Below are 21,017 nucleotides of genomic sequence, written 5' to 3'. Positions count from 1 at the left end.
TGCGGCCGGGCTGAGCGGGTGCGGCCGGGCTGAGCGGGTGCGGCCGGCCTGAGCGGGTGCGGCCGGACCGGGCCAACGCCCACCCGGTCAGCGGGCGAAGCGCAGGATGTCCTCGCGGCGCAGCGGACGGTTGAACAGCGGACCATCGGGCTCCATGATCCGTCCCGCGGCGAGGCCGCCCACAGAGACGGGGTCGAATCCCATGCGGACCAGAAGCCCCATGACCAGGCCGCGGGCGTCGTCGTCGTCGCCAGCCACAGCCAACGCCCGGCGCTGGGTGAGCTCGGCGCCGGGCTGGGCGGCGTCGTCGAACTCGGTGTGGGCGATGTGGTTCAGCGCCTTGACCACCCGGGCGGCGCCGAACCGGCCCGCCAGCGCCATGGAGGTGGGCAGCTGTTCATCCACGGCGGCCTGCAGCCACCCCGGAAGCAGCTCGTCCTGCCAGGTGTTGGTCGCGTCGATCAGCACGGTGCCGGCCACCCAGTCCGGGTCGACCTCGTCGAGCTCCTCCTGCGGGACCGCGAGGATCACCAGCCCGCTGCTGGTCCGGGCGCGGGCGGCGACGTCTGCACCGAGGACCGGCTCGGCGCCGGGGGCGTAGATCTTCAGGTGATGCTGCAGCGCGCGGGGCGGTCGGGTGGAGGCGATGTCCACGGCGATCCCGGCGCGCAGCAGGGCCCGGGCGAAGGCGGTGCCGGCGCGTCCGGCGCCGAGGATCCCGACCACCGCTTCGAGCTCAGACATGGTGGTAGGACCGTCCGCCGGAGATCTCCTGGGCGCGGTAGACCTGCTCGGCGAGCAACATCCGCACCAGCTGGTGCGGGAACACGAGTCTGGAGAGCGACCAGACAAAGTCGGCGCGGTGGTTCAGCTCATCGGTGACCCCGTAGGCCCCGCCGATGATCACCACCACGTGCTGCCCGGCGTCGAAGCTGCCCTGGAGATGCTCGGCCAGACTGGTGGAGCTGATGTTCTTCCCGCGCTCATCGAGCAGGATGACGTGGTCCTTCGGCTTCAGGGCGGCGAGGATCCGCTCGGACTCCTCCTGCCGCGCGGCATCGTGTTCCCGGGAGGAATGCGGGAGCAGCTTCCAGTCCAGGTCATAGGGCTTGCGCAGCCGCTTGGTGTAGCGCTCGATCCCCTCCAGAGCCCATTTCTCATGCTTCTTCCCGATGGCCAGGGCAGTGATGCTCATGCGCCCGAGACTACCGGCAACCCTAGGATGGGGCCCATGCCTGTTCAGTTTCACGCCGCCCCGGTGGCTCAGATGGACCCCGTCACGCTCTACCGGATCCTGCAGCTGCGCATCGAGGTGTTCGTGGTCGAGCAGCAGTGCGCCTACCCGGAGCTCGACGGCCGGGATCTGGAGCCTGGCGCGGTGATGCTCTGGGCGGAAGGCGGCACCTCTGATGAGCAGGCCACCGACGACGACGCCGCGCCCACCGCCACGCTGCGGGTGCTCCGGGAGCCGGAGGGCTTCCGGATAGGGCGCGTGGTGGCGAGTCCTGCGGCGCGGGGGACCGGGGTAGCGGCTGAGCTGATGCGCCGGGCGCTGGAGTTCTGCGCGGGGCAGTCAGCCTCCTCTGCGGTGGTGCTCGATGCCCAGGCGCCGCTGCAGAGCTGGTATGAGTCCTTCGGCTTCACCCGGTGTGGGGAGGCGTTCTTAGAAGACGAGATCCCGCACGTGCCGATGCGCCGCGGGTGAGGTTCGGCAGGGGGTTCCGGCCGGGGGTCGGTCTGGGCCTGAGACTGCGGCTCAGAAGCGTCGGCGCACCCGTCCCGCGACGGAGGCGATGAGGAAGATCGCCACCCAGGACACCAGGTACCAGCCTGGGGTCAGCTGGAGCTCCGTGGGGGCCAGATACATCCACGCGATGAGCGGGATGCCCATGACCGCCACCGCGCTCTGCCAACGGGTCCAGAATCTGCCACCGGTGGCCCACTCGAGCACAGCTGGGTCAGCGGTGAACTGTTCCACGCGCTGATCTTCGCCGGATGTGCGCCGTTGTGCCATGTCAGCACGATAGTGCCTCAGTCATTGCCCTCGCATCCGACGCCGTCCCCATCGCGGTCCAGGCCATGCACGTCGGTGCCGATGACCCTGACCGAGACGTCGAGATCGCCGCAGTTGATGTCCGGCGGGAAGACCGGGATGCAGGGGGTGTAGTTGGGATCGCAGTTCGCGCCCTGCTGTCCCGGCGCCGGGGCTGGCGCGGGGGCTGGTGCCGGCTCTGGCGCGCAGGTCTGCAGCGGGGCGCCGTCGTCGGCGGAGATGTAGTCCGGCTCCCGGGTGTGGAACCCGTAGCCGTCCCGGGAGTCATAGCGTGCCTTGGCGAGACCCTCTTCGATCAGCGTGATGCCGGCGTCGGTGCCGTCGACGTCGACATAGCGCAGGATCCGGTCGTAGCGGTCGGTGTCCTCGCGGTCGCGAGTCAGCGTGACGGTCTTGCCCAGCACCAGTTCACCCATCCGAGCGGAGGCGGTGTCGAAGTGGCATTCCCCGCGTTCCGGGGTGTCGATCCCGCTGATCCGCACGGTGTCCCCGGAGTCCAGCTCCACGGTGTCTCCGTCGATGATGCGCACCACAACCGCGGTGTGCTCGTTCGGGTCCGCGCTGGGTGTCGGAGTTCGTGTCGGAGTGGGGGAGGGAGACGGGGTGGGGCTCGGTGTGGGAGACGGCGTCGGCGTTGCTGTGCGGGTCGGTGAGGCAGAGGGCGTCTCGGAGTCGGTCGGTTTCTCCGAGGGCTCCTCGGATTCCTCTGGCTCCGCAGACTCCTCGGGCTCCTGGCTGACGAGCTCCTGCTCCTCGGTCTCCGCGGCGCGATCATCGGCCTCCTCGGGATCTAGCGCGACACCGATGATCCCTATGACGAGCAGGAGCGCAAACAGCGCGACGACTCCGGCGCATCCGATGGCCGGAATCTTAGCGATCAGCGGCCACTGCTTGAAGCGGTTCCGTCCGGAACCTCTGTGCTTCCTGCGGCGGGAGCGCTTTTTGGACGCGGAGGAGCGCCCCGGGAGTTTCGGCAGCATCGGAGAACCTCATCAAGTTCGGGTGACGGACCCGTGCGGGGAGCAGGAGTCTTTGATCACACTAGCCTGACCTGGGCTTCTGTCATCGTCGCCGCAAGGGGGTGGGGCTAGTGTTCTGCCATGAGATTCAATCTCGAGGCGACTGGCCTCACGCCGACGCCCGGGGCCAGCGAGTATCAGGGGTTCATCGGCTGGGTGCTCAGCCTCATGGAGCGCTTCGGTGAACCCGGGGTGGGCCTGGCGATCTTCTTGGAGAACTTCATCCCACCGATCCCTTCCGAGGCGATTCTCCCCGGCGCCGGCTTCCTGGCCTATGCCGGCCTGATGAGTCCCTGGGCCGCGTGGCTCTGGGCCAATCTCGGGTCCCTGCTCGGCGCTGTGCTCTGGTATGCCGTGGGTGCCGCGCTGGGTGCTGACCGGACCCGGGGCATCATGGGCCGGTTGCCGCTGCTGAAGGTGCAGGACTTCGACAAGGCGGAGCGCTGGTTCCATCGGTGGGGCCCCTGGGCGGTGCTCCTGGGGCGCTGCGTACCGATCGTGCGCTCCTTCATCTCCATCCCGGCGGGGATCACCCGGATGCGCTGGTCCACGTTCCTGCTGTTCACGCTGATCGGTTCCGCGATCTGGAACGGCATCTGGATCGGTCTGGGATTCGCACTGGGACCGAGCATCGAACCGGTGCTCGCAGAATTCAGCGGTGTGCTTTCGAACATCGTGCTGGTGCTCGCGGTCCTCGCCGTGGTGATCTTCCTGGTCCAGCGGCTGTGGGGTGTGCTGCGCCGAACCAGCTAGACGCGGTTGCGAGCGCTCTCCGGTGCACGCGCGGCCGTCTACTTCTTCGCGGACAGGGTGGGAATGCGCTGCCAGCCCCGATGGAACGCGGCTTCCGCTTTCACGGCGGTGGATTGTTCCAGCGCGTGGAGCCGGCCGTAGCTGAATGCGTTCTCTCCCTGGGCGAAGGCTTCGGCCCCCAGGCGTCGCAGGAGAGCACGGGTGACGACAGTGTCCTGATAGTCGCCAAGGATCTTCTGGATGCCATGTGCTGTCTCGGCAAGGCGCTCAGTTTCCTTCCGACCGAGTGTCCGTGCTGCTTCGGCCGCGTATCGCAGGCGCTTGGCGTCTTTTCGGACGTCGTGCAATGCCGAAGGATCACCGGTGCCTGCCGGGTGTCTGCGAGCATGTTTGACGGCGCGTCGGAGTCGTTTGATGTCCTGGTTGATGAGTGGGGGTAGGGCCTTCTTCGCCGGTTTCGCGCCCCGCGGCGACAGCGTGGAAGCGCCGATCAGAGACTCGAGGGAGTCGAGGAGACGGAAGTAGCGTTTCCCGTTGAGTGCCCGCATCACCCGCCGGTATGCCTTCTTGTAGTCGCCCCCGAGTTCGGTTTCGATTCTGCGCGCCACCGGGCCTGACAGCAGCTCGGCTGGCTCGTTCGCGATCATCTCCATGAGTCTTCCTTGCATGACCTCCGTGTCCCGCGCGGTTGCGAGAACACCGGCGAGCCATCGCAACTCGCCGCGGACCACGTGAACGGTGTCACGGTCCTCCAGCAGGGACCCGTACGTTGCCAGGACGGATCGGAGGCGCCTGGTGGCGACCCGCATCTTGTGGACGGCGTCGTGATCGTCCTGACGCACCCGGGGGTCCTGGTCCCGGATCACCTCAAGCTGCTCCTGGAGGTAGGCGAAGACGACATCTCCGGCCCGGTTGGTCGATGGGGGCGAAGAATCCCTCTTGACAGTGTTGTGCAGGAATGTCCCCAACGCCCGGGCCAGTTCGGAACCATGGGCTGAAGGGTGTCCGCCTGCGGCCAGGATGAGATTGTTGCCGGCATTCAGAAGATCCTTCGGCGCATCGCAGAGTTCGAAGTCCCATTCGCGCCACGACTGCGACGCCGGTTCAGGATGGAGCGTCTGAGCGTTCACATGGTCATCGGTGAAGGCCGCTACAGCGTCTCCGTCGTCGTCGCGGAGCCGATACACGATACGCCGAGTCCTCAACCGGGCCACCGGCATCAGCGCGCTGTCCCGGCTATACACCCGGACCCGTTGCAGGAGCGTCTTCGGGACATCGTCGGAGGTTCGACGGGGCCGCGCATGGTGGTCGCGGCGCTCGTCAGCGCGAGCGGAATGTCTCAGCTCCCACCCGGCGTCCTCGTCTCCGATCCGGCGGCCCAGAGTGATGCTGCGCGACGCCAACCGCAGGTCTGCGGTATCGAAGTATTCGGTTTCTAGGCGGTGCTCGATCGGTTGATCGACAGCCTTGACCCCGGGGAGGTCTGTCAACTGAGGAAGTTCGATGTTCTCCGGGACGTCGAACTTCCGTTCAGTCTCACTCGCGGGTTCTGCGTCCATGCTTCATCGTAGACCCGCATGCAATGAGGCAGGAAGGCCATGGCAGGACCAGCATTCATAGGAAGTGGCTCGGTCCACAGCACGGGCCGGCGGGTCATGGCGAGTGGTGCCAGTCATGACGAGGGCGGCGGCAAGACCTTGCACGGCGGGTCAGTTCACGAGGCGCGAGTCCCGGTTTGGCGTGACCGATTCCGGGTAGGCCGCGTCGATCCAAGGTGTGCGTGCCTTATCCGCGTGTGGCGACCCCTGCGTCGGATGGATGCTGGCCGAACATTTGCGAGCCGCTCTGCTCGATGCAGAGGAAAGGCCCCTGCATCCCTCGGGTATCTAAGGGTGCAGGGGCCTTCTTCATTGGCGGTGACGGTGGGATTTGAACCCACGGTGCGGGGTAACCGCACACAGCATTTCGAGTGCTGCACCTTCGGCCGCTCGGACACGTCACCAGGCCCGTTGAGTATACGCAAACATCTCGCGCTCACCCAAAAGCGCGCGAGGGGCCAGGATCTGGAGAGGAGCCTCAGCTCTGGAACAGCGCGTGGACCTCGCCGCAGAGCTTGCGTCCGCCGAGTGCTTGGATCTCCAGGACGACGGCGGCGCCGGCCACCTCGCAGTCCAGCTGGCCGATCAGCTCACGGGTCGCGGCCAGGGTGCCGCCGGTGGCGAGCACGTCATCGACGATGAGCACCCGGTGCTGAGGCTGGAGCACATCGGGGGCCTCGATCACCGCGGTGCCGTACTCCAAGGTGTACTCCACCCGACCGGCCGGTGCGGGCAGCTTCCCCGCCTTACGGATCGGCATGAAGCCGGTGCCGGTGAGCGCGGCGATCATCCCGGCCAAGGTGAACCCGCGCGCCTCGATCCCGGCGACCATGTCGAAGCTCCCGGCGAAGGGCGCGAGCAGCCCCTCCGCGATGGTGCGCAGCGCCGCCGGATCGGCCAGCACGGGGGAGATGTCCTGGAACAGGACCCCGGGTTCAGGGAAGTCAGGGGTCACGGCGAAGAGCGACTCTGCGTGGGCCAACCGCGCGGGGGAGGGCATGGACAGCTGCGGCGAGGAGGGTGTGGACACGGGCCCAAGCCTATCCGCGGAACGCTTCGAAGAACGCCCGCAGCTGCGCGGCGCACTCCTCCGCGCGGACCCCTGGGTGGACCTCCACCCAGTGATTGAGCCGGGGTTCACGCAGGATGTCGAACACCGATCCGGCCGCCCCGGCCTTCTCGTCCCAGGCGCCGAAGATCACATGCCCGATCCGCGACTGATAGATCGCCCCCGCGCACATCGGACACGGCTCCAGCGTCACCGCCAACACGCATCCGTCCAACCGCCAGGTCCCGAGGCTTGACGCGGCGGCCCGCAGCGCGGCGATCTCCGCATGGCCCGCCGGATCCGCATCGCGCTCCCGAGTGTTGAATCCCTCGCCGAGCACCGTCCCCTGAGCGGAGAAGACGACGGCGCCCACCGGCACGTCCTCGCCGCGGCCGGCTTCGGCGGCCAGCTCCAGGCAGCGCCCGAGCGCCACCTCCTGATCGGCTCGCGCGCGTGGTGACCACGATGGGCTGAGCTCAGAGTTCCCTGTCACCGCCCCAGCATATTCTGCGCCGCGATCTCGGGCCTTCTGGGGCCTGGTCGAAGGCGTGCTGGTAGTTTTGGAACCATGCGCGCACAGGTTGTGGAACACCCACTGATCTCCCATAAACTCACCCAGCTGCGACGGGTGGAGACCGCCTCGAACCAGTTCCGGGAACTCACCCGCGAGCTGGTGATGTTGCTCTCCTACGAGGCCAGCGGCTCCATCGCCACCGAGCCGGTGGAGATCCAGACTCCTGTGGCCACCATGACCGGTACTCAGCTGGCGGATCCCAAGCCGCTCGTCGTGCCGATCCTGCGCGCCGGACTCGGCATGCTGGACGGGATGACCGCGATGGTCCCCACCGCTGAGGTCGGATTCCTCGGAATGGCCCGCAACGAAGAGACCCTGGACATCATCACCTACGCCGAGCGGCTTCCCGATGACCTCACCGGGCGCCACGTCTTTGTGCTGGACCCGATGTTGGCCACCGGCGGCACCCTCGCCGAGGCGATCCGCTTCCTGAAGAAGGCCAACGCCGCGAAGATCACCTGCATCTGCCTGCTGGCAGCTCCTGAGGGCATCGAGCGGCTGCGCGAGAAGGTGGGGGACATCGAGGTCGAGCTCTACCTCGCCGCGATCGACGAGAAGCTCAACGAGAAGTCCTACATCGTCCCCGGCCTGGGCGACGCCGGTGATCGGCTGTACGGGCTCGCTCAGTAACACTTCCAGCCCGCAGTCAAGGCCTCAAGGGCGCCCAATGGGTGTTCCCGGTCACAAATAGGTCTCGCGATCTCATTATGTGGAAGATCCCCCCTTTTGTTACTTGCGGATTCAAAATGTGACGGACACGCTGTAATGGATACCACCGTCCACAAGCAGCGGGGGAGTTGCCCACCATGTCCGCACACCTGAGTCAGCCCCAGAACCCTGGCTACGTCCATGTCTCGGTGCGCAACGCCGCTCGCCGAGCCGAGATGGCCCGACGGGTCCGCGCGGCCAACGCCACCCATGAGGCCGGGGACGCGCACCCGCGCACCGCGCCGGTGCCGGTGGTGGCGCAGAACGGCGGTGGTCCGCAGATGGTCCAGCCCGACATCGTCACCCGCGGCTTCGTCGTCTACGTCGGCCTGGATGAGGACGCCGCCAGTGCGGCAGGAACCTCGCTGCACAAGATCGCCACCGAGCTGCGCGACTACGTGGAGCACATCGCGGCCGAGTCTCAGGTGCACATCGCCATGGCGATGGCCTCTGCAGCCCACGAGGGCAGCAACCTGGAGGTCGTCCGACAGGCGCTCGGTGACCCCACCGTCACCCACCGCGGAGTCGAGGTCCCGATCAACACCCCACCGGCCCCCTCGAGCTCGGGGGTCCTGATCGACCTGTCCCGCCGGGAGGTGCGCCTGGACGGGGAGGGCCTGAACCTGACCTTCAAGGAGTTCGAGCTGCTGAACTACCTGGTGGACAACGGGTCCCGCACTGTGGGGCGCGAGGAGCTGCTGACCACCCTGTGGCGCAACGTGGATCCGGACCAGATGCCCAACGAGCGCACCATCGACGTGCACATCCGCCGGCTGCGCTCCAAGCTGGGGCGCCTGGCCAACACCGTGCGCACCGTGCGGGGCCAGGGATACCGCTTCTACGAGCACCCCGAGGTCACCGTCTGGGCGGCCCCGGAATACTCGATCTGAGTCCGCTGTGCCTGAACTGCTGATCCTGCGTCACGGCGAGGCCGGCCATTCCTTCTCCGGGGAGGATCACAGCCGCACCCTGACCAGCCACGGGCAGGACCAGGCTCGCGCCGTCGGACGCTGGCTGGTCGGCTCGGGCAATCTGCCGGACAACACGGTCTGCTCGGACGCGATGCGCACCCGGCAGACCTGCATCTGGGTCAACCACGAGCTGGGGGAGAAGGCTCCGACGCCGTACCTGGACTCGCGGCTCTACCTGGCCGCCCCGCGCACCATGCTCTCGATCATCAATGAGGTTCCTCAGACGGTGCGCACGCTGCTGGTGGTCGCCCATATGCCCGGGGTCCAGGAGCTCAGCATGGACCTGGCCTCCGCACAGTCCCAGGAGGACCCCGTGATCCAGATGGGGGGGTCCTGGCCGCCTGCCGGAATCGCCCGGTTCCAGGTGCACAAGCCCTGGGCAGAGCTGGACGGGCGCGACGCCGAGCTCACGGACTTCTTCACCGCCGGCTGAGTCCGGATCGAGTGAGCGGAATGGCCTAGATCCACCCCGATGGAATAGGGCAGAGATAGTAGGGCGCCCCTTCCCTGCGGCCCGGAAGCATGGAGGTTGAAGGGAGTGCCATGATCGCCGAATTGAACGCGCTGGTGGAGTCGGTTGAGCAGCGTCTGGCCGAGGACATCGACGTGGCTGCGCTTGCCATGGACCTTGGCACCACGGAGTATCACCTCCGGCGGATGTTCTCATCATTGGCCGGGATGCCACTCTCCGAGTACATCCGGCGACGCCGCATGACCCTTGCCGCCGCAGATGTTCTCGGCAACGAGGACCTTCTGGGCATCGCGGTGCGCTACGGCTACGGGTCGACCGAGGCGTTCGGGCGAGCATTTCGATCAGTTCACGGGGTCGGCCACGGTGAGGTGCGCCGTCACGGCGGCTTCCTTCGCACACAACCGCAGATCAGATTCCGCCTGACCGTAGAAGGGAACAGCACTATGGACGCCCGCATCTCTGAACGACCAGCCTTCATGCTCGTCGGCCACGCTGCCCGCGTGCCTCTCATCCATGAGGGCGCCAATTCTCATATCCAGCAGCACATCGCCTCATTGCCTGTGACGGAGCATTCGCGGCTCAAGGAACTGAGCAACACGGAGCCACCGGGCCTGCTCCAGGTCAGCGACGATGTCGACCCGGACTACACGGAAGGTGCCGAACTCACCTACCTCCACGGCGTCGCCGTGACAGAGGGAGCCCCAGTTCCTGAGGACCTCGACACGATCGAGGTTCCGGCCGGCACGTGGGTGGTATTCCGTACCCAGGGTGAGCACCCTGCCGCATTGCAGTCGGCCTGGGCGGCGAGCGCAACAGAGTGGTTCCCATCGAACCCGTGGCGGCTCCGGCCGGGACCTTCAATGGTGGCGGTGCTGGAGCGCGCAGATGACTTCAGCACGGCCACCTGCGACCTGTGGCTCCCCGTGGAACGCGCCTGATCCGGTGAGCCCGCCGGCAGATCGATGCCGGCGGGCTCACCGTCGCGGTCGGTGCGGCTGCCGGAATCCGAATGGCTCCTCAGGGTGAGGCGTTTCTTGGGCAGCGCCTCGAATTCGTCACAGCGGCGAACCCGTAGGGGCGGCCAAGCGTCACGGTGACTCCTCCAGCAGCTGCACCAGGGTCTCGAGAACCTGCTCGGCACCTTCGCCTCGGGCTCGCAGCAGGACTCGCTCCCCGTGGGCCACATCCAGGCTCATCACGCCCAGAAGAGAGTCGGCCTGGACGGAGAGCTCTGGCGCGGAGAGCTTCGCGATCTCCACCGGGACTTGTTGTTCTGCCGCCGCATACGCGAAAGCCGCGGCAGGCCGGGCGTGGAGCCCGGCCGCCGCGGCGATCACCGCAGTGCGTTCAATCATGCAGCAGAGGCTACACCCTTACGCGCCCAGCGCTTCAGGGCGATCACCGAGAACGCCGTGACCAGGGAGCCCACCAGCACCGAGACCAGGAAAAGCCAGAAGTTCTCGATGGCGAACGGCACGAAGATGCCGCCGTGAGGTGCATAGGAGGTGATGCCGAAGGCCATGGTCATAGCGCCGGTGACGGCGCCACCGATCATGGAAGCCGGCAGCACGCGCAGCGGATCGGCCGCCGCGAACGGGATGGCGCCTTCGGAGATGAACGCCGCGCCGAGCAGCACGGCAGTCTTGCCGTTCTCCCGCTCGGCCGGGCTGAACAGTCGAGAATCGATGAAGGTCGCGAACGCCATGCCCAGCGGGGGCACCATGCCTGCGGCCATGACCGTGGCCATGATCATCAGCGGACCGGTGTTGCCATCGGCGACCGCTGCCGAGAGGCCGGCCACAGCGAAGGAGTAGGCCACCTTGTTGACCGGACCACCGAGGTCGAAGCACATCATCAGACCAAGGATGATGCCCAGCAGGATCGCGGCCGAGCCGGTCATTCCGTTGAGCCAACCCTCCAGGGCTGCGGTCAGCGAGGCGATCGGTCCACCGAGCACCAGCAGCATCAGTCCACCAGCGACCAGCGTGGCCAGCAGCGGGATGATCACCACGGGCATCAGCCCGGAGAGCCAGCGGGGAACGTTGAGCTTGCGGAACCACAGGGCCACCGCACCTGCGAGCACACCGCCGACGATGCCGCCGATGAAGCCGGCATCCATGGTCAGCGCGATCGCACCGGCGGTGAAGCCGGGGGCGATGCCGGGGCGATCGGCCATGCCGAAGGCGATGTAGCCGGCCAGCGCTGGGACCAGGAAGCCCATAGCCGCCCCACCGAGGGTGAAGAAGACCGCGCCCAGGTAGCCGCCGAGTGCACCCCAGCCGAGGAACTCCTCGGGCAGCTGATCAGGCGTCGGCAGGTTCCACAGCGAGTTGCCCAGGGCCACGTCGTTGGCGACCTCCGTGATGTTGTAGCCGCCGAGCAGGAAGCCCAGCGCGATCAGCAGACCACCCGCGGCGACGAAGGGGATCATATAGCTGACACCGGTCATCAGGACCCGCTGGGTCGCGCGGCCGAAGCTTTCGCGCTCCCCGCTGGCAGCGGTGCTGCCCTCGGAGTCACCGGATCCGCCCGAGGCGACGACGGCGGCGTTCGGGTCCTTCGCCGCGGCCAGTGCCTCGGCGATCATCTTGGCGGGTTCGTCGATGCCGCGCTTGACCCGGGAGGCGATGACTGGCTTTCCGGCGAAGCGGTGGCGATCCCGGACGTCGACGTCGGTGGCGAAGATGACGGCGTCGGCGGCGGCGATGGTCTCGGCGCCCAGCGGGGTCGAGCCGGAGGAGCCCTGGGTCTCCACCTGGAGCTCCACGCCGGCTTCCTTCGCGGCCTTCTTCAGCGAGTCGGCTGCCATATAGGTGTGCGCGATGCCGGTGGGGCAAGCCGTCACGGCGACCAGGCGACCGGCCGTCGTCGAACTCTGGCCCGTGGCCTCCCCGGTGCCGGCGGTGGATGCCGCCGGCGAGGAGGACCCGCGGGCCCCGGCGCCGGCGGTCACCGGTGCCGGCTGGACCGCCTCGGCGACCAGGTCGACCACGCGCTGTTCGGATCCGGCGCTGCGCAGCTCCGCGAGGAACTCCTCGTTGATCAGCGAGCTGGCCAGGGCGGAGAGGATCTTCAGGTGGGCCTGGTCCGCGCCGTCGGGGGCGGCGATCATGAAGACCAGATCAGCCGGTCCGTCGGAGGAGCCGAAGTCCACCGGCTCAGCCAGCCGGGCGAAGGCCAGGGTAGCTTCAGAGACGGCGCCGGTGCGGCAGTGCGGGATGGCGATGCCACCGGGCATGCCGGTCTCGGAGGTCTCCTCCCGAGCCCAGACATCGGCGGCGAGCTCGTCGACGGCGGTGCTGCGTCCGGCGGAGCCGACGAGGGCGGCGAGGGCATCAATGACCTCGCGCTTGCTGCCGGCGGTGAGCTTGTCGAGGCTCACCAGCTCCGGCGTGATGATGGTGTTCATGGTGTCTCCACATTCACAGTAGTGGTGCTCGGATTGAGGATGAGGTGTTCGGTGCTGAGTGTTTCGGTGCTGAGGTGGTGCGGGGTCGGCATGATGGAGCCGGGCAGCTCTGCGGCGGCTCGTCCCATGGCCATGGCGTGCTTGAGTGAATCGGTCTCGGAGGCGCCGGCCTGGGCGGCGGCGAGGAAGCCCGCCAGTGAGGCATCACCGGCGCCCACGGTGGAACGCGGCACGATCGGTGGCCCCCAGGCGCGCAGCGCAACAGGTGCACGGTCGTCGTCCCGGCGGGTCAGCCGAGGGATGAGCACCGCGCCATGGGCGCCGAGGGTGACCAGCGCGGCACGAGCCCCGTGATGCTGAAGCTCGGTGGCCAGCTGCACGGCGCGGGCCGGGTCGGTCTCGAGCTCCTCGGCGAGTCGCTGAGCACCCGAGGCGTCAGGCGCGACGGATCCAGCGAAGGCGGCATGCAGCTCAAGGAGCTCCTCGGCGTTGGGCTTGATCAGATCCGGCTCCGCGGGCAGAGCGGCGGCCATCGGCTCCCCGGAGGTGTCCAGGGCGATTAGCGGTGCCTGGTCTCCGAAGCTGCTGCGCAGTGCGGTGATCGCCTGGGCGTAGAAGTCCACCGGGACTCCCGGCGGAAGCGACCCCGCCAGGGCCACCCAGGACGCGCCGGCCGAGGCCTGAAGCAGCAGCTGAAGCAGCGCATCGGTGAGCGCGGCGTCGAACGCCGGCCCGGGCTCGTTGATCTTGGTGGTCACGCCCTGCGGATCGGTGATCGCGGTGTTGGTGCGCAGCGGAGCGCCCAGCGGCAGCGCCCGCGCCGGGACGCCGAGCTCCTGCAGGGCGAGCAGCACCGGATCCTTCGGGTCGCCCGGGAGCACCGCCACCGACGGGGTGCCGGCTGCGGTGAGCGCGCGCGAGATGTTCACGCCCTTGCCGCCAGGCTCTGCGGTGTGCCCGATGGCGCGCTGCACCGCGCCGGGGCGCAGCGGAGCGTCGAGTTCGAGCGTCTTGTCCAGGCTCGGGTTGGGGGTGAAGGTCACGATCATGGGGTCACCGCCACCAGGACTCGGACATCGGCATCCTGCAGGGCGTGGGCCAGCTCCGGGTGCGGTGCGTCATCGGTGATCAGCACATCGATCTCCTCCAGGGTTGCGAACTGTACGAGGGTGCGTTGCCCGAGCTTGCTGGAATCTGCCAGCAGGACCACCTGGCGGGCGGCGTGGACCAGTCCGGACTTCACCGCGGCCTCTGCCGTGTCCGGGGTGGACAGGCCGAAGCCGGCATCCACCCCGTTGGTGCCGATGAAGGCGACATCGGCCTGGCGCCGGGAGAGTGTGGCCACGGCCTGCGCGCCCACCACGGCGCCGGTGATCCCGCGGACCTTCCCGCCGAGCACCTCCACGTCCAGGGAGCTGACCTCTGCCAGCTTCTGCGCGATCGGGACCGAGCTGGTGGTCACGAACCGGGTGTGCCGCTCCTGGGTCTCGGCACCGAGCAGATCGGCGAGCGCCTCGGTGGTGGTGCCGGCGTCGAGCAGCACGGAGGCATCCGGGGAGGAGGGCACGAAGCTCAAGGCCTCCCGGGCGATGGCGCGCTTCTGGCGGGAGTGTTCGTTCTGCCGCTGCCGCAGCGAGGTCTCCCGGCGCGAAGGCGCGGAACTGGCGACGGCGCCGCCATGGACCCGCTGGAGTGAACCGGCGATCTCGAGCTGGTCGAGGTCACGGCGGACAGTCTCCTTGGTGACCTGGAGGTCATCGGCGATCTCCTGGACCGTGATGGTGCCGCTGCGGCGCAGCCGGTCGAGGATCCGCTCGTGCCGCTCGGGGGCGAGCAGTGTCATGGGTCCCCCTGGATCGTGATCTGCAACACGTGCGTGTTGGTTTAGACAGACTTTATCTGTGTTTGCCTGTGTTCGCAACCGTTTCTGGGTCGCTTTTTGTGGCACTGAGTCGCACGGCTGGGATCACCGCGGCGACGCCGAGCGCCCCGGCTGTAAGGAAGGTGAGAAGGGTGGTGGTGGATTCCATGAGGATCCCGAGCAGCACGGCGCCGGCAGCCTGTCCGATGGCCAGTGCGATGAACAGCACGGCCGTGCCCACTGAGGCCCGATCCGGGATGATCCGGGAGGACCAGATGATGAGGATTCCGCAGATCGCGGTGTAGCTGGCGCCGAAGAGCGCGACCGAGGTGAAGGCCGGGAGGGTGATGCCGGGGAAGCCCGCCAGCAGGACCGCGCTCAATGCCATGATCACCACGGTCAGGTTCCAGGCGAACTCGGGGGTCCACCGCTGGGCCATGCGGCCGGCGGCTGCGCCGAGCACGCCGAAGGCCCCCAGGGTCATCCAGGCGAGGATGGAATAGGCCTCCTGATCGGGGCGGGCCTCCTCCATGATCTCGCGCCCGAAGGTGAAGATGGCGGCGCTGGATGCTCCCGCCAGCAGCGCGGCGAGGATCGGCCAGGCCAATGGCCGAAGGATCTCGCGGCGCAGCTTCAGCGCCGACCGGCGCGGCGGGGCCTTTTCGTCGGGGCGGTCACTGATCAGCGTGGAGAGCGTGACCAGAGCGATCAGCAGCGCCATGGCTGCCCATCCCAGGCGCCACTGACTCATGGTCAGGAACATCAGGATGCCGGCGACGACGATTCCGGCGCCGGTTCCGGCGTTGACGATCGTCTGCGCACTCTCGCGGCGCGCCTCGATGACGTTGCGCGCGGTCAGGGTGACCAGGCCTGGTGTGGCGAAGCCGGCCCCGGCGCCGGCGAGCACCACGCTTGCGGCGAAGACGCCCACATTCGGAGCGGCTGCCACCCCTGCCGCCCCGATCGCGGCAGTTGCTCCGGCGCAGATGATCACCCGGCGCGGATGGGCGTCGATGCGGATCGCCAGCGATGCGGCCAGGCAGAAGGCGAGGAAGTTCCCCGCCTGGATCGACCCCGAGGCTGCCGCGCCGATCTCGAAGGTCTCGGTGAATCGTGGCAGGAACAGCCCGTAGCCGAATCGAGCCAACCCGTAGGTGGCTGCGATCAGGCTCATGGCGCTGAAGATGTAGAACCTCATCGAATACTCACTCACTATCAAAAAACAGAACGTTCGTTACGCTACAGCATGGTAAACGTTTATGCAGTCCGAATCGGTAGGCTGGGACGATGACGGAAGCCCGACGACCTCCCGCCCGCACCCGGCTCCTCGACGCTGCAGACCGAGTGCTCTTCGAGCAAGGCATCCGGGCGACCCCGGTCGATGACCTGCTGCGCGAGGCGGGGGTCTCTGTCTCCACCCTCTACACGCACTTCGGCAGCAAGGATGGACTCGTGGCGGAGGTCCTCGACACCAGGCTCCACGACTGGCGAATGGTGTGGGACCGTTGCGTGGTCGCGGCCCACGACGACGAAGGACGACTCCTGGCGATCTTCGACGCCGTGGCGACCTACCGCGAGGAGCAGCATCACCCCGCAGGATGGTGCGCCTTCCTCGCCGCCGCCGATGAGCTCCCAAGTGCTCCTGCGGCGATTGCGCAGGTGCTCGCCTCGCACACCGATCTCCTGACCGAGCGCCTGCTGCACCTCTCGCGGCCCCTCGCGCAGAACCAGGTCAAGGCCCAGGAGTTGGCGGATGAGATGGCTCTGATCTACACCGGGGTCCTTGCCAGCTATCTGCGCGGCTACCCGGGGTCCCCGGTGGAGGGAGGCCGACGTGCGGCGCAGGCCGCGGTGCAGGCTCGGAGAACCGGCTGAAATTGCCGACTCCCGCTGCCTGTAAAGTTCATTGTTTCGGGTCTAGCATCGTGATATGGAACACACCCAGAAATCCGAAAGCAGCAACGTCCCCCGCGTGCTCGTCGGCATTGATGGCTCGGCCGGCAGCGAGCGCGCCTTCAAGGTGGGACTGCTGGTCGCCAAGCAGCGGCAGTGGCCGCTGCGTCTGATCGGGACCTTCGTCCGCCCGGTCGTCACCGATGACTACTATGTGCGTCAGCTCGATCAGTATCGATCTGAGGCCGCGAACACTGTGCAGACGCTGCTTGATGAATACTCCGCCCGCGCCACCGAGGCCGGGGTCGAGGTCAGCACGCGCACCGCGGAGGGTGACCCCGGCGCCACCTTGGTCGATGAGAGCCAGGAGGCCCGGCTCGCCGTCGTCGGCAAGCGAGGCCGCAACCGGTTCGCGGGACGTTTCCTGGGCAGCGTCTCGGGCAAGCTGGCCGCGCATGCCCACTGTCCCACCCTGGTGGTCCCGGAGCGCTGGGAGTCTGACTCCGAGACGGAGCTGCTCGCTCCCGCACAGGACCGGCCCGGTGCGGAGGCGGAGCATGAGGAGCCGGTGAGCCTGATGGAGGAGTCCCATGCCAGGGACCACCGGCGCCGGTCCTTCGCCAACGTCACCGAGGCGCTGAACTTCGACTCTGAGATCGTGGTCGGGGTCGACGTCGGCGACCGCGCGGCCGACGTCGTCCACCTGGCGGCCGAGGCCGCTGAGCTGGTGAAGGCTCCGCTGACCCTGGTCTCCGCGGCTCCGCTGAACGCGCAGGGCCACTGGTACCCCAACACGGTGGAGCACAACCTGGAACTGCCGAATCTGCGCCGACGCTATACCGACCACCTGGAAGCGATGACCCAGGAGGTGGCGGAGAGATCCCCCGGGGTCTCTGTGCGCTGGCAGTTCTTCGACGGATCCCCGGCGGGTGTCTTGTCCGAGGCCTCGCGGACCGCGGAGCTGGTGGTGATCGGGACCCGCGGACACGGCGGGTTCTCCGGGCTGCTGCTGGGCTCGGTGAGCCAGGCCGTGCTCAACCGAGCAGTCTGCCCGGTGCTGGTGATCCCCACGCATAAGCCACACCGCTGGCACAGGCACTGAGGGTCGTCGCGGCTGACGCCTGGACAGGCGGACGCCTCGAGTAGTCGAGGCCTAGAAGGTCAGCACCAGCGAGCCCGAGGCGCGGCCACGACGCAGGTCCTCCAGCGCCACGGGAAGGTCCTGGAACCTGTAGGGCGTCACCTGGGCGTGGATGCCGAGCCGTTCGGCCAGGCCCAGGAATGCGGCGCCGTCCGCGCGGGTGTTGGCCGTGACGCTGCGCAGATCTCGCTCATAGAAGAGGCTTCCCTGGTACTGCATCGAGGGCAGGTCGCTCATATGGATCCCCGCGATCGTGACGGTGCCGCCCCGGCGGGTTGCCTGCAGCGCGGCCGGCACCAGATCCCCGGCGGGTGCGAAGATGATCGCCGCGTCCAGCGGTGCCGGAGGATCCGCAAAGGCGTCACCGACAAACTCGACGTCGAGCCGCCGAGCAAGTCTGCGATTCGGCTCCCCGCGGGTCATCACGCAGACGCGGGCCCCGGCGGCCAGGGCGAGCTGCGCGGTCAGATGCCCGCTGGAGCCGAAGCCGTAGATGCCCAGCCTGCCCCCGGGTGGCAGCATGCTGCGGCTCAGCGCCCGGTAGCCGATGATCCCGGCGCAGAGCAGCGGAGCCGTCTGCACCGGTTCCACGCGCTCTCCCAGCGGGTAGGCGAATCCGGCCGGGACCGTGACGTAGTCGGCGAAGCCGCCGTCGGCGTCCCACCCGGTATAGAGGGAGTCCGGACAGAGGTTCTCGCGGCCGGCCCGGCACCAGCGGCAGCTGCCGCAGGTGCGTCTGAGCCAGGCGGCGCCGAGGCGCTCCCCGAGCTCGATGCGTCGTACCGCCGCTCCGCGAGCCTCCACGATCCCGATGATCTGGTGCCCCGGCACCACATCGGCCCGGTGCGGTGGCAGGTCGTGATCGATCACATGCAGATCGGTCCGGCACACCCCGCAGGCCTCCACGCGCAGCAGCAGCTCATCGGGCTCCGGGGTCGGAACCGGAATCTCGGCTCGTTCCAGCGTGGAGCTGATCGAACTGGCGCACCATGCTCTCATCAGAGGCCTACACCCAGTCCGACCAGGTGGCAGGACTGGTCCCGGGGCGTTGCTCGGAGGGTTCGTGACCAGGCAGGCGGGCCCGGTCGGTTTCCTCGGGTCCCTGATCCAGCCGGAACGGCGGGTACTCGTCTCGCATCAGCAGCACATAGGCGCCGACCCGGTTGACCCACCGGTTCAGCCCCATCACCAGGTCGAAGATCCCGGTGAAGTAGCGCCGGGTGAAGAGCAGGATGACCGCGGTGATCAGCAGCAGCAGGCCCAGCAGCGAGAAGCCCCCGCCGCCGCCCGTGGTGTTGCCGGCCTTCTCCCAGCTGCCCTGCCACCCGGTGCCAGAGGGGCTGGTGAAGATCCCGATCAGCAGCAGGTGTGGAATCGCCAACAGCCAGGACTTCACCAGCACCAGTCCGTGGGAGAGCCGCTGCGGATAGGCGATGCTCAGATCCGCGGGATAGTCCGCAGGGGCCAAGGTGAACGGGGGATACCGGTCCGTGGCCAGTGCGGCGTAGCCGTAGAACCCGACGCGCCAGGACCAGCGCAGCACCCCCACGCTGAAGCAGAACCATGCCCGCGGGTAGCGGCCGGTGAACAGGATCACCAGCCCCGCTGCGAAGGTGGTCACCACCAGCGCGGACCACAGCAGCGCCAGCACCAGGTAGTGCGGGATCGCCAACAGCCATTTCACCAGCCAGAGCGCACGGGAGGGCGGGGAGTCGAGGAGCCCGATCAGCCGCACCGGATAGCCGACGACGGCGGGGGCCGGGCCCGCGGGGGAGCCCTGGGGGCCGGGCGCAGTGGATGCCCCCGGTGCGCCGGGAGCATCCGATGCCGCGGCGAGCCGCTGCGGGTCGATGTCACGTCCGAGTCCGGCCGCGCCGAGCAGCACCCCGGCCACGCCGATCAGCAATGCGATCGACCCGATGATCGCCAGCGTGGGTGCCAGGTCCTGCAGCCGTTCCCAGGCGTCGGTGGCCTGCTGCATACCCCAGTCGGACGCCTCCTGGTGCTTCATGACCCGCCATTCATCGGGTTCCGGAAGCAGGGCCCTGAGCAGGGCGCCGAGCAGGAGTGTGACCCCGAGGTTGCCGAGCAGCACACCGAGGATCAACAGGACCCACTGTCCCGGTCTCATCTTGGGGGAGGTGGGGGAGTCCCGGTGCGCGCTGGGTGGAGAGGTCTGTGACATCACGGGCTCTCTTGGCTGGATCTGTGGGTAGATCGTGTTTCAAGAGTAGGACCGGGCTCGGGCAGGGGGAACCTTTCAGATCAGAGAAGACTCGGCTGGGCGAGATCCTCGTCGGAGGCAGAGGTGATCTCGCGGCGCTGTGCAAGATCTCTGATGTTGCTCAGCATCTCCTTGCTCATCACGTAACTGATCGGTTCGATCAGATGACGGGAGCTGAAGATCCGCTGCGAGATGGACCTCTGCCTGGGGTAGCTGAGTCGTTCGACCAGCCGGGTGCCGCCGCCAGGAGCCGGCCGCAGGTGCAGCGACCAGAGGCCCGCCACGAGCGCAGCCGGCTCGCCGGGCCCTGCGTCATCGCCGGGCCCTGCGTCATCGCCGGGCCTCGAGTCATCTCCGGGCCTCGAGTCCACGACCAGGACCAGGTCGGCGGCGCTCTGGACCCGTGCCACCCGCATCGCCATCTGAGGTGCCAGTCGAATCTCTCCGGCCGCGGCGACGTCCTGATGCTCCGGAAGGACCCGATCGGCATTGCGGATCTGACACCCGAGGAGGTTCTCCAGCCGTTCGAAGCTGTAGAACCCGCCGCGACCCTGTCCCAGCTGAGCCACCCAGGGCCACACCTGCTCCGCAGGCGCGGCGACCGTCACCGCGTGGGTCGCGGTCCACGCCGGATCGGGGATCAGCTCACCGCCCGGCCACGAGGCCTCGACATCTGAGCTGGTGGCTCCCCAGCTCATCCGGCGACGGCGCAGCAGCGGCCCGGTCAGCAGGTGGCCCACGATCCGCAGCCCGGCCACGCCGTTGCTCAGCCAGCCTCGTCCTGCTGTGGTCATGGCGGAACCTCGTTCCCAGGGGTGGCGCCGTTGAGCGGCCTGGGCCGAGACTAGCCAGTGCAGGTCTGGGCGGCAAGGTCTCATCTGCAGGGTCTCAGGACATACAAGAACACCCCCTGAATCCTGGGATTCAAGGGGTGTTCTCGGATATATCTGGTGCGCCCAAAGGGATTCGAACCCCTGACCTTCGGTTCCGTAGACCGACGCTCTATCCAGCTGAGCTATAGGCGCATCTTCAATTATTTCTGCCTGACCGCTGGGCGATCGCGACCTAGAAAACTATACACGGACCCGTGGGGGCGAACAAATCATCGGTGGGGCTCCGTCGTTTACAGCCCTGTCATGTTGGACCGCTACAGTGGTCTACAGCTGGTCCCCATCGGTGTTGACGGGGACGCAGGGATGAGGGGGCACAATGCTGTGCTCACTCGGGGCATCGACGATGTCCACTTCCTTGGGTCCTGGTCGCACCAACCAGGAGGGGGTCAGAGAGAACCTG

The 21,017-nt window shown here is 67.8% G+C and carries 23 protein-coding genes and 2 tRNA genes; 8 read left to right on the top strand and 17 right to left on the bottom strand.

Annotated elements, in window-relative coordinates:
- Positions 1-87 precede the first annotated feature (87 nt).
- Positions 88-744, bottom strand: coding sequence for an NADPH-dependent F420 reductase (locus HNR11_RS01570; RefSeq protein ID WP_179440812.1), 657 nt, complete (start codon positions 742-744; stop codon positions 88-90).
- Positions 737-1,195: a 23S rRNA (pseudouridine(1915)-N(3))-methyltransferase RlmH gene (locus HNR11_RS01565; protein WP_179440811.1), complete on the bottom strand. Its 459-nt coding sequence runs from the start codon at positions 1,193-1,195 to the stop codon at positions 737-739. The genes HNR11_RS01570 and HNR11_RS01565 overlap by 8 nt, the downstream gene beginning before the upstream one ends.
- A gap of 36 nt (positions 1,196-1,231) precedes the next feature.
- Here HNR11_RS01565 and HNR11_RS01560 point away from each other — a divergent pair, with 36 nt between their 5' ends.
- Positions 1,232-1,705: a GNAT family N-acetyltransferase gene (locus tag HNR11_RS01560; RefSeq protein WP_179440810.1), complete on the top strand. Its 474-nt coding sequence runs from the start codon at positions 1,232-1,234 to the stop codon at positions 1,703-1,705.
- Between the two features lie 51 nt (positions 1,706-1,756).
- Here the strand turns inward: HNR11_RS01560 and HNR11_RS01555 are convergent, their stop codons facing one another.
- Together HNR11_RS01555 and HNR11_RS01550 are read right to left on the bottom strand one after the other, a co-directional pair.
- Positions 1,757-2,014 (bottom strand): hypothetical protein, encoded by a 258-nt coding sequence (locus tag HNR11_RS01555; RefSeq protein ID WP_179440809.1) that lies wholly within the window; start codon positions 2,012-2,014, stop codon positions 1,757-1,759.
- 17 nt (positions 2,015-2,031) lie between these two features.
- Complete coding sequence (locus tag HNR11_RS01550; RefSeq protein ID WP_179440808.1) at positions 2,032-3,033, bottom strand: thermonuclease family protein; 1,002 nt, start codon at positions 3,031-3,033, stop codon at positions 2,032-2,034.
- 120 nt (positions 3,034-3,153) lie between these two features.
- Here HNR11_RS01550 and HNR11_RS01545 point away from each other — a divergent pair, with 120 nt between their 5' ends.
- Entirely contained in the window at positions 3,154-3,825 is a 672-nt protein-coding gene (locus HNR11_RS01545; RefSeq protein WP_179440807.1) for a DedA family protein, read from the top strand.
- A gap of 38 nt (positions 3,826-3,863) precedes the next feature.
- Here the strand turns inward: HNR11_RS01545 and HNR11_RS01540 are convergent, their stop codons facing one another.
- The 4 genes from HNR11_RS01540 to HNR11_RS01525 all read right to left on the bottom strand — a co-directional run bounded on the left by HNR11_RS01540 (position 3,864) and on the right by HNR11_RS01525 (position 6,904).
- Positions 3,864-5,384 carry a CYTH and CHAD domain-containing protein gene (locus HNR11_RS01540; RefSeq protein WP_179440806.1) on the bottom strand — a complete coding sequence of 507 codons (1,521 nt, stop codon included), beginning with the start codon at positions 5,382-5,384 and terminating at the stop codon, positions 3,864-3,866.
- A gap of 352 nt (positions 5,385-5,736) precedes the next feature.
- Positions 5,737-5,827, bottom strand: a tRNA-Ser gene (locus tag HNR11_RS01535).
- Positions 5,828-5,901: 74 nt separating this feature from the next.
- On the bottom strand, positions 5,902-6,423 hold the full coding sequence (locus HNR11_RS01530) for an adenine phosphoribosyltransferase (protein ID WP_179442808.1): 522 nt from the start codon (positions 6,421-6,423) through the stop codon (positions 5,902-5,904).
- A gap of 40 nt (positions 6,424-6,463) precedes the next feature.
- Positions 6,464-6,904, bottom strand: a complete 441-nt coding sequence (locus tag HNR11_RS01525; protein ID WP_343050685.1) for a nucleoside deaminase — start codon at positions 6,902-6,904, stop codon at positions 6,464-6,466.
- Between the two features lie 135 nt (positions 6,905-7,039).
- Between HNR11_RS01525 and upp the strand changes: the two genes are divergently transcribed.
- The 4 genes from upp to HNR11_RS01505 all read left to right on the top strand — a co-directional run bounded on the left by upp (position 7,040) and on the right by HNR11_RS01505 (position 10,134).
- On the top strand, positions 7,040-7,675 hold the full coding sequence (gene upp / locus HNR11_RS01520; protein ID WP_179440804.1) for a uracil phosphoribosyltransferase: 636 nt from the start codon (positions 7,040-7,042) through the stop codon (positions 7,673-7,675).
- 176 nt (positions 7,676-7,851) lie between these two features.
- Positions 7,852-8,643, top strand: coding sequence for a winged helix-turn-helix domain-containing protein (locus tag HNR11_RS01515; RefSeq protein WP_179440803.1), 792 nt, complete (start codon positions 7,852-7,854; stop codon positions 8,641-8,643).
- 7 nt (positions 8,644-8,650) lie between these two features.
- The gene (locus HNR11_RS01510; protein ID WP_179440802.1) at positions 8,651-9,157 is read left to right on the top strand and encodes a histidine phosphatase family protein; all 507 of its coding nucleotides are present in this window, start codon (positions 8,651-8,653) and stop codon (positions 9,155-9,157) included.
- 110 nt (positions 9,158-9,267) lie between these two features.
- Entirely contained in the window at positions 9,268-10,134 is an 867-nt protein-coding gene (locus HNR11_RS01505) for an AraC family transcriptional regulator (RefSeq protein ID WP_179440801.1), read from the top strand.
- A 150-nt stretch (positions 10,135-10,284) separates the two neighbouring features.
- Here the strand turns inward: HNR11_RS01505 and HNR11_RS01500 are convergent, their stop codons facing one another.
- The 5 genes from HNR11_RS01500 to HNR11_RS01480 are packed head-to-tail and all read right to left on the bottom strand — an operon-like array spanning position 10,285 to position 15,664.
- Positions 10,285-10,551, bottom strand: coding sequence for an HPr family phosphocarrier protein (locus HNR11_RS01500; RefSeq protein WP_179440800.1), 267 nt, complete (start codon positions 10,549-10,551; stop codon positions 10,285-10,287).
- Positions 10,548-12,605: a PTS fructose transporter subunit IIABC gene (locus HNR11_RS01495; protein ID WP_179440799.1), complete on the bottom strand. Its 2,058-nt coding sequence runs from the start codon at positions 12,603-12,605 to the stop codon at positions 10,548-10,550. The genes HNR11_RS01500 and HNR11_RS01495 overlap by 4 nt, the downstream gene beginning before the upstream one ends.
- Complete coding sequence (locus HNR11_RS01490; RefSeq protein ID WP_179440798.1) at positions 12,602-13,654, bottom strand: 1-phosphofructokinase family hexose kinase; 1,053 nt, start codon at positions 13,652-13,654, stop codon at positions 12,602-12,604. The genes HNR11_RS01495 and HNR11_RS01490 overlap by 4 nt, the downstream gene beginning before the upstream one ends.
- Positions 13,651-14,448 carry a DeoR/GlpR family DNA-binding transcription regulator gene (locus HNR11_RS01485; RefSeq protein ID WP_343050552.1) on the bottom strand — a complete coding sequence of 266 codons (798 nt, stop codon included), beginning with the start codon at positions 14,446-14,448 and terminating at the stop codon, positions 13,651-13,653. Before HNR11_RS01485 ends, HNR11_RS01490 begins: the two co-directional genes overlap by 4 nt.
- Before the next feature lie 52 nt (positions 14,449-14,500).
- Positions 14,501-15,664, bottom strand: coding sequence for an MFS transporter (locus HNR11_RS01480; RefSeq protein ID WP_218849631.1), 1,164 nt, complete (start codon positions 15,662-15,664; stop codon positions 14,501-14,503).
- 89 nt (positions 15,665-15,753) lie between these two features.
- Between HNR11_RS01480 and HNR11_RS01475 the strand changes: the two genes are divergently transcribed.
- Together HNR11_RS01475 and HNR11_RS01470 are read left to right on the top strand one after the other, a co-directional pair.
- The gene (locus HNR11_RS01475; protein WP_179440797.1) at positions 15,754-16,341 is read left to right on the top strand and encodes a TetR/AcrR family transcriptional regulator; all 588 of its coding nucleotides are present in this window, start codon (positions 15,754-15,756) and stop codon (positions 16,339-16,341) included.
- 55 nt (positions 16,342-16,396) lie between these two features.
- Positions 16,397-17,461: a universal stress protein gene (locus HNR11_RS01470; RefSeq protein WP_179440796.1), complete on the top strand. Its 1,065-nt coding sequence runs from the start codon at positions 16,397-16,399 to the stop codon at positions 17,459-17,461.
- Positions 17,462-17,512: 51 nt separating this feature from the next.
- Here the strand turns inward: HNR11_RS01470 and HNR11_RS01465 are convergent, their stop codons facing one another.
- The 4 genes from HNR11_RS01465 to HNR11_RS01450 form a co-directional block, all read right to left on the bottom strand.
- Entirely contained in the window at positions 17,513-18,499 is a 987-nt protein-coding gene (locus HNR11_RS01465; RefSeq protein WP_179440795.1) for a zinc-dependent alcohol dehydrogenase family protein, read from the bottom strand.
- A gap of 7 nt (positions 18,500-18,506) precedes the next feature.
- Positions 18,507-19,685 (bottom strand): DUF4389 domain-containing protein, encoded by a 1,179-nt coding sequence (locus HNR11_RS01460; RefSeq protein WP_179440794.1) that lies wholly within the window; start codon positions 19,683-19,685, stop codon positions 18,507-18,509.
- An 80-nt stretch (positions 19,686-19,765) separates the two neighbouring features.
- The gene (locus tag HNR11_RS01455; RefSeq protein ID WP_179440793.1) at positions 19,766-20,518 is read right to left on the bottom strand and encodes a hypothetical protein; all 753 of its coding nucleotides are present in this window, start codon (positions 20,516-20,518) and stop codon (positions 19,766-19,768) included.
- Positions 20,519-20,672: 154 nt separating this feature from the next.
- A tRNA-Arg gene (locus HNR11_RS01450) sits at positions 20,673-20,749 on the bottom strand.
- Between the last annotated feature and the right edge of the window lie 268 nt (positions 20,750-21,017).

It is taken from the genome of Nesterenkonia sandarakina (assembly GCF_013410215.1).
Classification (GTDB): Bacteria; Actinomycetota; Actinomycetes; order Actinomycetales; family Micrococcaceae; genus Nesterenkonia; species Nesterenkonia sandarakina.
The sequence above is the reverse complement of the archived record's forward strand: the minus strand, read 5'-3'. Positions and strand labels throughout refer to the sequence as shown.